This window comes from Shewanella sp. MMG014 (genome assembly GCF_018100775.1).
GTDB classification, from domain to species: domain Bacteria; phylum Pseudomonadota; class Gammaproteobacteria; order Enterobacterales; family Shewanellaceae; genus Shewanella; species Shewanella japonica.
This window is the reverse complement of the sequence record NZ_JAGJDZ010000002.1, coordinates 391,361-406,855: the sequence shown is the minus strand read 5'-3', so window position 1 is coordinate 406,855 and position 15,495 is coordinate 391,361. Positions and strand designations below refer to the sequence as shown.

The 15,495-nt window shown below is 39.5% G+C and carries 13 protein-coding genes; 5 read left to right on the top strand and 8 right to left on the bottom strand.

All coding sequences use genetic code 11. The features are described 5' to 3' along the window. Nucleotides 1-58: 58 nt before the first annotated feature. Together J8L86_RS04775 and ggt are read right to left on the bottom strand one after the other, a co-directional pair. Complete coding sequence (locus J8L86_RS04775; protein WP_211029001.1) at nucleotides 59-1,675, bottom strand: methyl-accepting chemotaxis protein; 1,617 nt, start codon at nucleotides 1,673-1,675, stop codon at nucleotides 59-61. Between the two features lie 631 nt (nucleotides 1,676-2,306). Then, on the bottom strand, nucleotides 2,307-4,061 hold the full coding sequence (gene ggt / locus J8L86_RS04770) for a gamma-glutamyltransferase (RefSeq protein WP_211028999.1): 1,755 nt from the start codon (nucleotides 4,059-4,061) through the stop codon (nucleotides 2,307-2,309). An 89-nt stretch (nucleotides 4,062-4,150) separates the two neighbouring features. On the opposite strand from ggt, the gene J8L86_RS04765 reads away from it, so the two are divergent. Then, on the top strand, nucleotides 4,151-5,359 hold the full coding sequence (locus J8L86_RS04765; protein WP_211028996.1) for a GNAT family N-acetyltransferase: 1,209 nt from the start codon (nucleotides 4,151-4,153) through the stop codon (nucleotides 5,357-5,359). A gap of 144 nt (nucleotides 5,360-5,503) precedes the next feature. After that, entirely contained in the window at nucleotides 5,504-6,592 is a 1,089-nt protein-coding gene (locus J8L86_RS04760) for a GGDEF domain-containing protein (protein WP_348772642.1), read from the top strand. A gap of 68 nt (nucleotides 6,593-6,660) precedes the next feature. Here J8L86_RS04760 and J8L86_RS04755 read toward each other — a convergent pair whose 3' ends face one another. The 3 genes from J8L86_RS04755 to sbcB all read right to left on the bottom strand — a co-directional run bounded on the left by J8L86_RS04755 (nucleotide 6,661) and on the right by sbcB (nucleotide 9,838). Next, a complete protein-coding gene (locus J8L86_RS04755; RefSeq protein ID WP_055023340.1) occupies nucleotides 6,661-7,284 on the bottom strand; it encodes a LysE family translocator in 624 nt (207 codons plus the stop codon). A 197-nt stretch (nucleotides 7,285-7,481) separates the two neighbouring features. Next, nucleotides 7,482-8,372: a cytidine deaminase gene (cdd, locus tag J8L86_RS04750; RefSeq protein WP_211028993.1), complete on the bottom strand. Its 891-nt coding sequence runs from the start codon at nucleotides 8,370-8,372 to the stop codon at nucleotides 7,482-7,484. A 53-nt stretch (nucleotides 8,373-8,425) separates the two neighbouring features. Beyond that, a complete protein-coding gene (sbcB, locus tag J8L86_RS04745; RefSeq protein ID WP_065107858.1) occupies nucleotides 8,426-9,838 on the bottom strand; it encodes an exodeoxyribonuclease I in 1,413 nt (470 codons plus the stop codon). 150 nt (nucleotides 9,839-9,988) lie between these two features. On the opposite strand from sbcB, the gene J8L86_RS04740 reads away from it, so the two are divergent. From J8L86_RS04740 to J8L86_RS04730, 3 genes are all read left to right on the top strand, one after another. After that, entirely contained in the window at nucleotides 9,989-10,969 is a 981-nt protein-coding gene (locus J8L86_RS04740; RefSeq protein WP_211028991.1) for a hypothetical protein, read from the top strand. 98 nt (nucleotides 10,970-11,067) lie between these two features. Then, entirely contained in the window at nucleotides 11,068-11,886 is an 819-nt protein-coding gene (gene rlmA / locus J8L86_RS04735) for a 23S rRNA (guanine(745)-N(1))-methyltransferase (protein ID WP_211028989.1), read from the top strand. A gap of 278 nt (nucleotides 11,887-12,164) precedes the next feature. Then, entirely contained in the window at nucleotides 12,165-12,371 is a 207-nt protein-coding gene (locus J8L86_RS04730; protein ID WP_012155714.1) for a cold-shock protein, read from the top strand. 571 nt (nucleotides 12,372-12,942) lie between these two features. Here J8L86_RS04730 and J8L86_RS04725 read toward each other — a convergent pair. The 3 genes from J8L86_RS04725 to J8L86_RS04715 all read right to left on the bottom strand — a co-directional run bounded on the left by J8L86_RS04725 (nucleotide 12,943) and on the right by J8L86_RS04715 (nucleotide 15,448). Next, on the bottom strand, nucleotides 12,943-13,845 hold the full coding sequence (locus tag J8L86_RS04725) for an ABC transporter ATP-binding protein (protein ID WP_211028986.1): 903 nt from the start codon (nucleotides 13,843-13,845) through the stop codon (nucleotides 12,943-12,945). Continuing rightward, a complete protein-coding gene (locus J8L86_RS04720) occupies nucleotides 13,842-14,675 on the bottom strand; it encodes an ABC transporter permease subunit (RefSeq protein ID WP_065107862.1) in 834 nt (277 codons plus the stop codon). Before J8L86_RS04720 ends, J8L86_RS04725 begins: the two co-directional genes overlap by 4 nt. A 113-nt stretch (nucleotides 14,676-14,788) precedes the next feature. Beyond that, nucleotides 14,789-15,448, bottom strand: a complete 660-nt coding sequence (locus tag J8L86_RS04715; protein WP_211028984.1) for a DUF480 domain-containing protein — start codon at nucleotides 15,446-15,448, stop codon at nucleotides 14,789-14,791. Nucleotides 15,449-15,495: the final 47 nt, after the last annotated feature.

Here is a 15,495-nt window from a genome sequence, read left to right as displayed (position 1 = left end):
CTGTTCATCTTTATCATTACTCAAGATAAATCTCGTTTATCTTAAAATATTATTATTGTTAGACTTTAAATTGACCTGTTATGTTTTGAAGCTGTTTACTAACACCTTCAATGTCATAACTGATCCCGCCCATTTCATCCGTGGTCATTTTTACTTTAGCGGCATTGGTTTCAATATCAGCGACATACTGCTGGATAAGCTCTGAAGTGCTATGTTGTTCTTCAGTGGCGGCAGCAATCTGTTCGTTAACGACGGTAATCGCACTCACTTTATTGGTGATACTGATTAATGCATCTCCGGCTAATGAAGTGGTTTTGACACCTTCTTCAGCGGTTTCAATTCCACGTTGCATTGCATCAACTGCTTGAGTTGAAGTAGAGCGAAGCTCTTGCAATACTTGTTGAATTTCTTGCGTTGACGCTTGTGTTCGAGAAGCAAGGGTTCTTACTTCATCGGCCACTACGGCAAAGCCTCTTCCTTGTTCACCTGCTCGAGCTGCTTCAATTGCTGCATTCAAGGCAAGTAAATTGGTTTGATCTGCAATACCACGAATGGTATCGAGAATATCGTTGACGTTACTGGTGAACGCCTCAAGTTGATTCACTACAACAGCAGTCGTTTGTACTTCTTCTGCTAATTTATTAATGGTAGTGATAGCTTGAGACACAACCTCTTGACCTTGTTTAGCTTCATCATTTGCATTGTCAGCTTCAGATGCAGCATTAGCGGCATACTCAGCAATATGTGCAACACTGATGAACATTTCACGCATGGCATTAGAGATTTGTTCAACGGACTCATTTTGCTCGATAACGGTGTTTTCACTATTTTTACAGCTTTCTAATAACGTATGAGATACTGCACTTAAACTGTCTGTAGTTTGTTTAGTGTCAGCAATTGAGATTTGTAATTTCGATACAAATTGGTTGAACCAATGTACGAGCGTCGCGATTTCATCTTTACCGTTATATTCAATCCGAGAACGAAGATCGCCTTCACCTTCTGATATATTCTGTAATGAATGGGTGACGTCCTGAATGGTGACTATGATTGAGCGATTCACTAGTACGCCAACGATCACCAAAAATAGTGAAGCGATAATACCGATAATCAACATCAATGATGCCGCATTATCTGAACTTGCTAAGGTCGTGCTAATACTCGTTGTGAAAGCATCTGAGTAATCTTGTTGTTTTTTAGCAAAAACCGCTGTTAGGGATTCAAATCGCTTGGCATTTTCTGAAGCCTGGTTTGTGATCTTGTTAAAGTCGACATCATCTTTTAAAAATTCAGCAACTAAGGTTTTGGCATTGTCATGATAAGTGGCCAAGTCGCGTTGCATATTATTGGCATCATTAGCTTCATGAGGTAATAAACCCTTAATAGTATTTAGATTACTATTAATTTGTTTAACCATATTTTCAGCAGTGAACAATGATTCTTCTTCACCGGTTGTTACTGCAGATTGAATATTTTGATTTAATTGCAATAACAAGCCATCGTTAATCGTGGCTAAATTTAATACTGGGTAAAGTTGTGATTGAAGTCCATTTAAACGTTCAGCATTTTGTTGCACGCTTTGATTGTTAATTACAAGTGAAATAACAAACGAAGAAATTGCAACGACTGTTAATAAAGCGATCCGGTGCTTTATTTTTAAGCTGTTTAACTTCATCAAGTTGAATCCTGCTGTTTTTTAATATTATTGAGTTATTTTTAGCGCATCATAATATGAATTTTATGCTAAAAAAATAGTCTATTTCAGTTAATTGATGCAACCATATGGGCATAAATAGTTATATCTATCAATATCAGTTAGTTAAGTCTGTCGCCTGTATGAAATAAATTTTATTTGATAAAAGTTTTAACATTTCAGGTATTAATTAAATTCTTTCTATCTTGCTTAAGTTGCCAGTATTTTGTCCTTGTCAAAATATTGGCGGGTTAAATATCGCTTACAACCTGTGTTGTTAATTAAACGCATCCGCAATTGGGTGTTTGTTAATTTTAATTAATAACCATATAACGGGTCTGTTCCTGCAATAACAATATCGGCATAAAGATAAAAAACTTTAATTGAAATAAATTTGGAATAACAAAAATCGAATCTTGATGTTGCTGTTTTGTTATTTATGCGGATTGTAATGATAGCTATTCTTATTTAGGGGGGGATCTAAACAATAAAAATGAGCAAGTGAGCAGGTTTATTTTGGAAAGGGAGTGAGTGTTATTTTATCTTGTTTAAATTTAAGCTGTATCTACTCATCGCTTTTCGATACAGCACATTGTTATTATTTACGTTATTACTAATAACCTAGGGTTTCAGAACCTGCACGTCTAGGATCTGATGCTCCATAAACGCCTTTTTCAGTCACCACTATTGATTGGGTACTGCCCATGGCACTGCTGGACTTGATCGTATGGCCTTTAGCTTCAAGCAGTGAAATTGTATCTTTGTTTAAACTGGTTTCTACACCAATATAATCAGGAAGCCATTGATGATGGATTCTTGGCGCAGCAGTCGCTTCTGCGACATTAAGCTTATGATCAATCACGTTCATAATGAGTTGTAATGTCGTCGTGATAATTCTTGAGCCGCCTGGGCTACCTGTCACTAAGAAAGGCTTGCCTTCTTTCATCATAATGGTTGGGCTCATTGAACTCAATGGGCGCTTGTTTCCTTGAACCGAATTAGCTTCGCCGCCAATTAAACCAAAGGCGTTTGGCGTACCTGGCTTTGCAGAAAAATCGTCCATTTCATTATTGAGTAAAATCCCAGTGCCGTCTGCAACTAGTCCAGAACCATAACTAAAGTTCAACGTGTAGGTATTCGACACTGCATTTCCCCATTTATCAACAACAGAGTAATGAGTGGTTTGGTTACTCTCATAGGGAGCTATATTACCTGGCTTTATCTCAGCACTTGGAGTGGCTTTGTTGTAAGCTATTTTTTTGACCAATGAGTCAGCGTATTTTTGATCCGTCAACCCCTTCAAAGGGACAGGGTTAAAATCAGGATCACCTAAATACTCACTTCTATCGGCATATGCATGTTTCATACTTTCTACCATTAAGTGCAATGTTTGAGCCGTATTGTGGCCTAATTCATTGATAGGGTAGTTCTCAAGCATGTTCAGCATTTGAATGATATGAATTCCGCCAGAGGAAGGAGGTGGCATGGAGACAATCTCGTAACCACGATATTCTCCGCGAATTGGCTTACGTTCAACAACTTGATAGTTTTTTAAATCTTCCAAGGTCATAATACCGTTGGCTTGCTTAATTGAGGCAACGATTTTTTCTGCAGTTTCACCTTCATAAAACCCTTTACTGCCGTGAGTTGCAATTAAAGACAGTGAATGTGCGAGATCGGTTTGTACTAAGGTATCGTTTACAGCAAAGCTGTCACCGTTCTTTTTATAGAAGATTTTGGCTGAACTGGGCCATTGAGAAATTCGGCGTTTAAGTCCATCCAGGGAGTTAGCAAGATCTGGATTAACACTAATACCTTCTTTTGCTAACTTTATGGCTGGCGCAATCACCTCACTTAACTTCATAGTGCCATACTTTTCGAGCGCTAACTCAAAACCCATGACTGTTCCTGGGACACCGACAGCAAGACCATGTTCACGGCTTAATTTAGGGTTTGGCTTACCTTTTTCATCTAGAAATATATCTTTGTGCGCTTTTGAAGGCGCGGTTTCTCGATAATCGATAGCAATTGTTTTATTCGTTTCAGCGAGGTGGACTAACATAAAGCCGCCTCCGCCAATATTGCCAGCACGAGGAAGGGTGACTGCAAGAGCAAAACCTACAGCAACTGCGGCATCTACAGCATTACCACCTTGTTTCAAAATATCTACGCCAATTCGTGTGGCTAATGACTCTTGGCTGGCGACCATGCCGTGCTCAGCCCAAATTGGTTGTGCTGTTGCAGCGCGACTGTAAATTGACTGTTCGTTGGCAGCTTGTACAGAACTTGCGGATAGTGAAGTAAAACCAAGTAGTAACGCAATAGAAGTAGAAACAACGATAGGCTTTATCTGAGAAAAAACGCTCATTTTCAGTCCTTTGTAAGTATAATCATATGTTGCAATGTGCCATAAGTATGATCTAATACACAATATTTAAAACGGTATTCTGAGGAAATATGTCTGAAACTGGCTTAATTAGTGATTCATTAGCAGAGGACTCTGCACTGACAGCTCTTGATGATATTCACATTAGCTTTTACGATTCAGTTGAAGCTATTGGTAGGCAAGATTGGCTGCTGATGTTTCGTGATGATAACCCTTTTACTCAGTTTGATTACTTATTGGCTCTTGAGAAAAGCCAATGTGTTTGCCCACTTACGGGTTGGACACCAAAACATATTGTGGTTCAGACAGGCGATAAGGTAGTGGCTATTTTACCATGCTATGAGAAGACCCATTCGTGGGGAGAGTATGTGTTTGATTGGGCTTGGGCTGAAGCATATGAGAGAAACGGATTACAATACTATCCCAAATTAGTCGCGGCTATACCGTTTACTCCTGTAACAGGGCAGCGTTTCGGGGTCATGGAAGGGGCCAGTAAATCAGTTAGACATCATCTTATGAGCTGTATTCTCAACTTTCTTAATCGCAGTATAGAACAGGATTTTTCGTCTTGGCACTGTTTGTTCTTACCTAAAGATGATTTTAACTTTGCCAGTCAACAGTCTATTGCAAGGCTTGCTACACAGTTTCATTGGGGTAACCGAGGTTATCAGAATTTCGATGATTATCTTAGACAGTTAGTCTCACGTAAGCGTAAAACCATTGTTAAAGAACGTCGTAAGGTTTCTGAGTATCATTTTGAATTTATTACAGGCGAACAAGCATCTTCAGCACAGTGGGAGCACTTTATTGAGTGTTATCAGCAAACCTATTTAAAACGATCTGGTCATACAGGTTATTTATCCAGCGATTTTTTTGAGCAGCTAGCAGACACTATGGGTAATCAAATTCGCTTACTTATCATTTCTGATCCGCAGCAAACAATGGTGGCTTCGGCGTTATATTTTGTTTCTAAAACTCATTTATACGGGCGTTATTGGGGCTGCTTACAGGAGGTTGACGGTCTGCATTTTGAAGCCTGTTATTATCAAGGGATAGAGTATGCCATCAAACATGGATTAACGACGTTTGATGCAGGGGCACAAGGGGAGCATAAGGTTGCTAGAGGTTTTGAGCCTATAGAAACCTATTCGAATCACAATATCGCACATGCCGAGTTTAGTCATGCTATTAATCACTATTGCCAGCAAGAACAACTTCACATTAAGCAGTACATGACGCAAATGAGCGCAAAACTCCCGTATAAACAAAATTCAGAATAGCATGACAACGACTTAGAGGAGTTAAGTCATCTTCATTTAACAATCGACAATTGAATTAGGTACTCTGTTAACTGATATTCTGGATAGAACTAAAAATATAAATTGTGCTAAAGTTTACATGTCGTTAACCTATTTGTTACCCCCATGAACTTAAAATCAATTATTAATCTGGGCACGAATCAACAGTCATTTTCATTAGCTAACCGAATAAGAACTATGAATATCATAGGGTTAATTACGGCTGCTATCTCATTTTTATATTCGCTTAACTATATTTTGTTTCTTGATAATCCTTCTGTCGGTTTTATCAACCTTGGATTTACGTTTGCGTACTTCGTCACTAATGTACTTACCGCCAAACAGCAGCCTAAAATCGCTAAAATTTGGTTTTTTAGCGTGTTGATGCTGCATCTACTTGTGTGTACCAATGTTTATGTAACTAATGCGAGTGGTTTTCACCTGTATTACTTCCTTGTGCCAACTGGGGCTTTTTTGTTATTTGAATTAAGAGAGCGACTTGAGCAGGTGACATTAAGTGCACTGGCAATGGTGTTATTTTTCTATTGCGAAAATACCGTAAACGAAGCGCCATTAATTGAACTTTCTGCTCAAGTTAACCATATGCTTTATCAATCAGTGGTATTTTTTACGATGCTGGAAGTGATTGTTGTCTTATATATTTTTGCTAAACAGATTGATAAAAACGAAAAGCAACTGACATTGCAAGCAAGTACTGATTCTTTGACACGATTGGCAAATCGACACTCCTTTTTTACCGAGGGTAAATCATTGCTCGATCAAGCTGTGGCGCATCAACTCCCATTCACTTTGGTGCTAATCGACTTAGACTTGTTTAAGACGATTAACGATAAACACGGTCATCTAGTTGGCGATAAGTGTTTAATTGAAGTGACTAAAACGATTAAAGCCTTGTGCCGTGAACAAGATTTATGTGCGCGGATTGGCGGGGAAGAATTTGTTATTGCTATGCCAAATACCCATTTGCATGATGCTAATAAAGTGGCCGAGCGAATGCGTGAACACATTGCTGAGTGTAAAATTCCGTTAACCGATTCTCAAAACCTCCAGTGCACAGCGAGCTTTGGTATCGCTGAAAAAACAGCATCTGCGAAAGAGCTTAAAGACTTACTTATGAGAGCGGATAAAGCCCTGTATATGGCGAAAGAAAACGGAAGAAACTGTGTTAAACCGTATTACGACAAAGCGGCGTAATCAAAAACATTATCGGCTTATTTTTATCTATACTTCTTTCGTTTAGCGATATTCAGTGTATTTAACGTTTAACCAAGTGCTAGCCAAAAACCGACGCCAATCATTAAACTGCCGGCAATACGGTTCATCAGTTTAATGTTATCGCCCCGAGATAAAAACATTCTTAAACTCTTACCGCCACTGGCATAAGCGAGCATTGATACGCTTTCTGTCAGCATAATAATCGCAAGTAGCCAAAACAACTGAGGTGCGACAGCTTTATCAACACTGATGAAAGGAGGTAAAAGTGAAATCATAAATGCCCAACCTTTGGGATTGGCTATTGCTGTGACAAACCCTTGGGAAATTAGCGCAATATTACTAATCGATTTGTCTGTTTGCTGCCCCTCAATAATGGCCATTTTGCCTTTCGAACGCCACATATTAACACCTATATACGCAAGATAAGCGCCGCCGAGCCATTTTAAAATGGCAAAGGCATCTGGGTAATTGAGCATGACGCTGGCAACGCCCATAACCGCAGCAATAGCAACTAAAGCAACACCCACTAATTCACCTGCCATCATCCACAGCGTTCTTCTAACACCAATACTCATGCCGAGTGTCATTGCTAATGTCATACACATTCCTGGCGTAATAGAAACAAAAAAGAATGTTGGAATAAATACAGCAAGTATTGCTAAATCAGGCATGGGCTAGAGTTCTTAAATCAATTCTTATATGAGAAGAGCAAGAGTGTAAGGCTTTACAGCTTTTGTGCAAACAAAAAAGTGAATACGTGCCTTCGAGGTGCTAAATAATGATTGGTAACAAAAAGCCTTTCTTAATATCGAAACTAAGAAAGGCTAATTCAGTGTAATTTCAATTAACGTGCAGCAAAATGATCTGTCTAGCTTGGGTCTACAACGATATGCTCAAGCTCAATTGCGGCAACAGCTTGCAGTGTATCCATAGTGGCATTAGCTAAACTGATTTTACCGGCAGATGATTCTATTAATACCACTCGATTAATATCGCTGTAGTCTCTGTTGTGGCGAATTAAGTTTGATAACGCCATTTGCATTGGCATCATTGACGGATTAAATGCCGCGTTTTCTGCGTACCGGCCGCAGTATGTTTTACCGTCTTTTGTTTCAATAACTACCGCTGCGTAGTTTTGCGTATAGGGGGCATAACTTAAACCTGCTTGGTCGACAGCTTCGATGATCATTGGGTCATCTGACTGTAAACTAAATTCGATATGACTTTTTGATAACAGTGGCTTAGTGACTTGTAGGTCTTTTGGCCCAAATGCATATGGTAGATAGTGTGCTAATTGCTGTGGCTGCTGACCAGGTAAGTGGATGTTAATATCGATACCGCTGACTAATTCATTGATGAACTGACGACAATGGCCACAAGGACTGAAGTTGACGACGACATCAATAATTTTTTGTTCGCCGTTTAGCCAGGCGTGGCTGATTGCACTTTGTTCGGCATGTACCGTGTGAAATAGCGCTTCAGAAGATAATTCAAAATTAGCCCCCATGTATATGTCGCCGCTTTCAGCTTTAGCGATTGCACCAACATAAAACTCGCTGATACTTGGTTTGGCAAGTGCTGCAGCGATTGGCAGTAAACTTAATAGAAGTTCTTCTTCTGTCATTTTACTGACATTGACAAGTTCCGTCAGTTGATTCGCATCGATGTGCCCACAAAAATCATCATTAAGTAATGGGATAAGCGCTGTTGCCAGTGGTTTGGGCAGTTGGGTGATGCTATCAATGAAACGATTTTGCATGACCAATTCCTTTTATTAATACAATAAGTACAAAGTAAGTTAATGATAAAAGCTTAAAGAGATTGCAGATATAAACATAGGGCTTTTAATAACTTTTGTTTGTGTTCATTCTCGCTGGTTTCTTCTAATAAGTTTTCGAGGTTTATCACATAATCAGCATCAGAAAGGCGTTGCTGACAGAACTCTCGCCATTGCATTGATTCATCATGGCTTAATGTTTCAGGGTAATTACGGGCTCGATAACGAAACAACATTTGACTGAGCCTAGGATCGTCAAAGTCGAGATTAAGAGCGGCGAGGTTTTCGGCTTTGGTATTGCGGATCATTTCCATTTTGGCTTTATCGGCGTGACTAAAAAAGCCTCCGCTATAGAGCATTAAATCAGGATCGGTTACTGCAGGGTGATCATTTACATCAAAAACCGCTTGCATTTTATCGCGAAGCTCAGGGTGCTGTTTGAATAATTTATATTGGCTGCGGGCAAAATCCATATCAAATTGATGCCTTTGTGCTACGGCTTCTGATAGTAGTTTAGGAGTACCAATAAACGGACATTTGTTTAAATGTATTTGCTTTAGTGGAATTGGCTGCTCATCTGGGGCTAATTCACTTCGAGGTGTATACATACGTTCGACGATTTCTGCCACAGTTAAGTCAATGAGCGGGCTTAAATCCATTGCCAAATTAATGCAAATCATCGCGTTCTTGTTCGTTGGATGAGGTGCTACAGGCGCAATTAAAGTGACGCAACCATTGGCAGCGCTAATCTTTGAACTAACATGAACAAGCGGCTGCATGAAGTCGCCTTGGATTAATTCTGCGACTTTTTTCTTATTTCGAAGCTCAAAATAGTAATCGTATAATTTAGGCTGCTTTTCTTTGATGAGTTTTGCAATAGCAATCGTTGCATAGACATCGCTCATAGCATCATGAGCTTGTTCATGGCTCAACCCATTAGCTTGGGTTAAATGCTCCAATTTAAAACTAGGTGAACCATCTTCTTTAAGCGGCCAATTAATCCCTTCTGGACGGAATGCATAACAGGCTCTAACTAAATCGATAATGTCCCAGCGTGAGTTACCGTTTTGCCACTCACGTGCATAAGGGTCAATAAAATTGCGATAAAAACCATAACGGCTGACTTCATCATCAAATCGTAATGAGTTATACCCAACAACACAGGTATTTGGTTGAGTGAAAATGGCATTAATGCGCCCCATAAACTCAGTTTCAACCATGCCTTTTTGATTCGCAAGCTGTGGCGTTATCCCTGTCACTAAAATGGCTTCTGGGGCAGGTAAGTAGTCTGTTGATTGCTTGCAATAAAAGTTTTCTGGCTCGCCAATGATATTAAGATCTAAATCAGTTCGAATGCCTGCAAATTGCGAAGGACGGTCTTTTGCTGGACTCACCCCAAATGTTTCATAATCGTGCCAAAAAAGGGTAGGTTGAAAAGCGCTTGCCATAATATAGAGTTATCCTATTTTTCGATTGCAAATATCTTAACACTGTTAATTACTAATGTTTACAGGGGGCGTTAGTGATTGAACGCTTTTTAAGTAGGTGACGTAAGTCAGTTTGATGGTTACAATTTATATAACGTCATCGGAGTCTATATGTACAACCATCTATTCAGCCAACCAATACAATATGAAATAAAGCCAAATCAATCTCTTTTGGTCTCTTTGGCTGATGATGTCAGTGATTTTGTGTTGCTTCCTGCGCTGAGCCAGCCTTTAGCAGAAATTATTATTAGTGAGTTACCCTCTCATACAAATGAGCAGGGAGCTAGCATCATTCTCACTTGCCAGCCTTTTTTTACTGTCAATCGTGTTGAAAGCTTGGATGACAAAGATACTCATGGCCAAGACAGACTTGATAAAGAGCAACTTGATCAAGGGAAAGTTAATAAAGCGAGTGAGGCAACAGCGTCAGCAGGTTATTCGCTAAATTCTGTTCCTGACACAAGCCCCAGCTCTGGCACTATTTCTCATCAATGTGATGTCAGTAAACATCTCGGTAAAGTTACAAGATCATTAGGTCAAGGTTGCCGCTTGTATGCCAGAGTCGGTATAGCGCCACGAATATCTGCCGCCATGCTAAGAAAAGGCGTTAGATTAACGTTTTCTTTTATTCACTCTGATCAAGGTGTCGTCATTGAATATGAACAATCGGTGTGTGAAGCGATTACACTAGAGAAAGATTTACGCCTTAATCAAGAACCCAAAGAATTGATCATGGCTAAAGCGATTTTAGCGAGAAACTTTGATTATGAAGAACCTCCAGCAACTATCGCTTTGAATATTAGTGAAATTGAACAAGTACGTGCTGATATTAGCCACTATTTATCTGAAGAAAGAAATAAAGTTCACGCCATTATCGCAGCGCAATTGTTAAAGCTTGATAATCTACTTAATCATAAACAACAATGGCTGTTACGAACGTATAGTCAATCACAGCAGCGAACTAATTACGCATCAGCAGCAAATGAATTGTCCAAAGATGTTGAAGATTTACAACGTAAATTAGAGTGCTTTGCGTTACTTGCTCCTGCAGATGTGAGTTTGATGGTTGATAAGTTAACCGAAGATAACTGACTTTTGGGTGCTCATTGCGTACCATTGTCATTTTTAGTGTCATGTTAAACGTTGCTCTTGTTGAGTAACCGTTATTTCAATTCCTTGTTGAGTAAAAAATGCAATATATTTGTCCTTTGTGCCGCACGGTGCTTACCCTAAATGCCAAATCATGGTCTTGTGAAAACCGTCATCAATTTGATTGTGCAAAAGAAGGTTATGTTAATTTATTGCCTGTGCAGAAAAAGAACTCAAAAGACCCTGGCGACAATAAAACGATGATGTTTGCCCGTCGTGAGTTTTTAAATAAAGGCTACTACCAAAAACTAAGTGATAGGGTAAATGAGCTTGCGATTGAATACGCAGCTAATGCTGAAAATATATTAGATATAGGTTGTGGAGAAGGGTACTACAGTCATCGGCTATTTGAAGCCATGGCGCAGACAAGGGAAGTAGATTGTGTACTGCAAGGGCTGGATATTTCTAAGTCTGCAATTAAGTATGCCGCCAAACGCTACCCTGATTTACATTTTTGTGTAGCCAGTGCCTATGAAATGCCTTTTGAAGACGGGTTATTTGATTTAGCGATGAGAATTTATGCGCCTTCTAAACTGGATGAGTTACAAAGGGTGATCAAACAAGATGGCGTGCTAATTACTGTATCTCCTGGTCCTATGCACCATTTCGCGATGAAAAAAATCATTTATAGTGAGCCTAAACCACATGAAGCCTCAAAGGCAGAGCTTGAAGGTTTTACTTGTCTGCATAACGAAAGGCTTTGCTATCAATTGGATTTATCTGACCCTGTTGATATTGAACATTTTTTAAACATGACCCCTTATGCTTGGAAGTTGACGCAAGAACAAAAGACCCAAATTGCAGATCAAGGACTTAGCTGTGAGTTAGACTTTAGTATTGAAATTCATCAACGTAATTGATTTGTCATTTAAATTTGCTATTTTACTTTTTGAATCTGATATTTAGTTGGAAACAGCTATCGAATTCATGAATTTTGGGCATGGTAATAACTAATTGAATTAAAATGCTGATGTTAGTTGACATACCCGCAAAAAGGTTCATAATCTATCGGGCTTGAAGGTTGGGCTTAGTTTATGTGTTTCAATACGACCAGTTTCGTCCTGTGAACATAAGTAAAACCGGCATTTTCAGCTCTACCGCCGTTAAGGCTTTAATTTATATATACAGGATTTATATCATGTCTCAAGTTACTGGTGTTGTTAAGTGGTTCAACTCTGACAAAGGTTTCGGATTTATCGAGCAAGAGTCTGGCCCAGACGTATTCGTTCACTTCCGTGCTATCAACTCAGACGGTTTCAAAACTCTTGACGAAGGTCAAAAAGTTCAGTTCACTGTTACTCAAGGTCAAAAAGGCCCACAAGCTGAGAACGTAACTGTAGTTTAATTATTCCTAGCTTCGGCTAGTATAATTAAATAAAACTGTAGTCTATGACTGCAGTTTTTTTTTGCCTGAAAAAGTATAACGGGTCATCTTCATCGCGCTTTTTGTCGCTAGACCTTTTATTAATTTATCGATGGCTTTATCGATGACTTTAAAAGCATTGTTATAAATTCCTTAATACTCTACCTATACGTCGTTAACAGCATTGATAGAGTTCAGGCTATCGCATCGCATTCTATAATACGTCGTTAATCATTGTTTATGAGTCTATGTGGCCTTGTATGGCCAGTATTTAAGTTTGCTAACGCCTTTGGTCATGTTACTTGGCTAACACCGCCAAAAGCTGAGCTTATGATGCATATTTTGTTGTTGATTGTTGTACTGTCGTCATTGTCAGTTCAGTTATTAATCGCGTTTCAGAATTAGCATTTCGGCCGTTATTAGTGTTTGGCCAGTGTTGCCGTGTAGGTGACACAAAAAAGCCCAGTAGTGATTACTAGGCTTTTTAAATATGAATGGTCATAAACAGTAATTGTGCTTATTGGCTCTAAAAACAACAAGCTGACTAGTTAATTTAACTTGAGAATAAGGTTTCCTCTAAGCTTCTTCCTTTCATCATGGCCTTATATTGCCAGTTGTTGTCAACAAATAGAGCCAAAAGTGACATTTCTAGGCGTAAACTCGTATCAATATGATGCTCAATGATAAGTTGCTTATCATTATTCATTTTGACATTAAGAATATTGGGTAACGCTCTGACCTTATCAGCCAGTTGCTCAATGTCAGCGTTTAGCATCGTAAGGGTTAAGAAGGCGGTTTCTGCATCCGCTTTCATAGAAACCGATTGTTGAAGCTCTCCTTGTTCGAGGTACAACACTTGATCACATAATTTTTCAAGTTCTTCAAGGTTATGAGAACTGATGACAAAGGTCGTCTTAGGTGATAAATCCTTAACGATTTGGCGGATTTTTTTGGCATTAGCGGGATCTAAACCAGCAGTAGGCTCATCCAGTAAAACTAACTTCGGGGAGCCAATTAATGCTTGGGCGATTGACACACGTTTACTCATACCATGGCTTAAGCTTTTTGGTAGCATTAAAGCGGCTGATGACAAATCGACAAGCTCTAAGACTCTCAACGCTTCATGCTTGGCGTCTTGACGAGTAAATCCCTGTAACTTCGCGAAAATGGTGAGTTGCGATACGACGGTAAAATTCGGGTCTAATGCGGCATCTTGTGGCAATGCCGATACTAGGTTTTGTAACTGCGGGCTACCCGGTTTTTCACCTAAAATCGTTATCTTGCCTTCAGATGGGTGAATGTAACCACAAAGTAAGCTAAATAGCGTTGTTTTACCTGCTCCATTCGGGCCGACTAGCGCAATTGGTGCTCCGGTGTCTAAGGACAAGTTAATCTTGTTTAGCGCCGTTTTTGTGCCGTATTGTTTGCTGACACCTTCACATGTAATTAGCTTCATAATGCACTCCGTTGCATGTAAATACGCCCAGCGATAAGAATTGCGACAGCTTGAATAAGAGGTATTGGTGCGTACATTAATGATTGCAATCCTTGAGTATCAATCATGAGAGATAGCTGAGAGCCTGGGAGTGCCCAGCTTAAGAAAGACAAGGCTGGTAATTGGCTATTAATAATTGCGATCAGAATAAAGCTGACAAGGCCTAAAATAATAGCGTAGATACTAGCTTGTCTTGCGCTACTGGCATACCAAGACAAAACGGCCATTACGGCTGTATAGGGTAGCAGAGCAATAAAGACATTGATGAATACTGACACTGCGCTGACTAAAGCGTCCATAAATAAGTCTGTATCACGGCTGAGAACCAATACTATCGTCGCTAGAATGGTAAGTAATAGCAAACAGCTTTGGATTAGCATTTGTCCAAGAAAACGGCCAAAGAAGATACTGTCACGACTGACACGTAAACTTAAAAAACGGAATGAGCCACGCTGCTTATCTGAGCTGAATTGATCGGCACTAATGAAAATACTGAACATTGGAAAGACATATAAGGCAATACACCAAAACACAGCAAACTCAGCGACTTTCCAACTAAATAATTGATTAAGTGCATCTGGGCCATAAATATGTTGCACCAGTTCTTTAAAACCAGGCTCTAGCATATAAACTGAGGCGCTTTGAACTGGATATAATAATATTATCGTCCAAAGTAATGAAAAAGCGATAAGCGCTGCAATACCTTTGGTATTGGTAAATCGTTTGCTAACTTCATAACTGGCAATTAGCCAGGTTTGACGCAAAGACGATGAACTGGGTGTTGAGTCCATTTACACATTTCCTTGAGAAAGAGATAAAAGAAAAGCCATCATACGCTATGGCTCATGCTTTAGAGATTAATTATTGTTAAGCCAATGTTACTTTGTACTTTTTACTCATTAGCTTAATCAAGTAGTTGTTCAAGTTCGGATAAGCGCTTTGTCAAATCGGCGACCTGTTCTTCTAAAGTGGTTACTCGCTCTTGCAGTATTTGGTTCGTAGACGTTTTTGCTACTGGCGCTGTGTTGACTTCAAATTGCGTTGTCCCTTGCTCTAGATAATGCTTATCAGAGAAGAGTTGAGCATAGCGGCTATCTCGACGATTGGCCTCACGTGGAAGCTGCACAACTAAAGGTTCATCTCGTGAGGCTAAAGAGTGAAGGGCGCTTTCAACTTGTTGTGGGCTGTCAAAATCAAATAGTCGATTACAGCGTGTTTTGAGCTCCCCTGGCGTTTGTGGGCCACGTAGCAATAACACGATGATGACGGCTAGTTGTTCTGCAGAAAACTGTAAGTCACTAAATTCAGTATTACAAAAGCGATGCTTATATTTAACGACTCTACTGCCAAAGCCTGTTTGTTCACTGATAAGACGTTTTTTAGTGAGGCTTTCGATGATGTCTTGAGTTTCTTGCTCTGACAAGCTCATTACAGGTTCACGGCTACTTTTTTGATTGCATGCCATGGTCAAACTATTGATTGAAAGCGGGTACTGTTCTGGGGTAGTAATTTCTTTTTCTAATAAACAGCCGATGACTCGGGCTTCTTGATTGCTAAGTTCCATAAATTACTCCAAATAAAAAAGCATGGTTTGTTATAACAGAACCATGC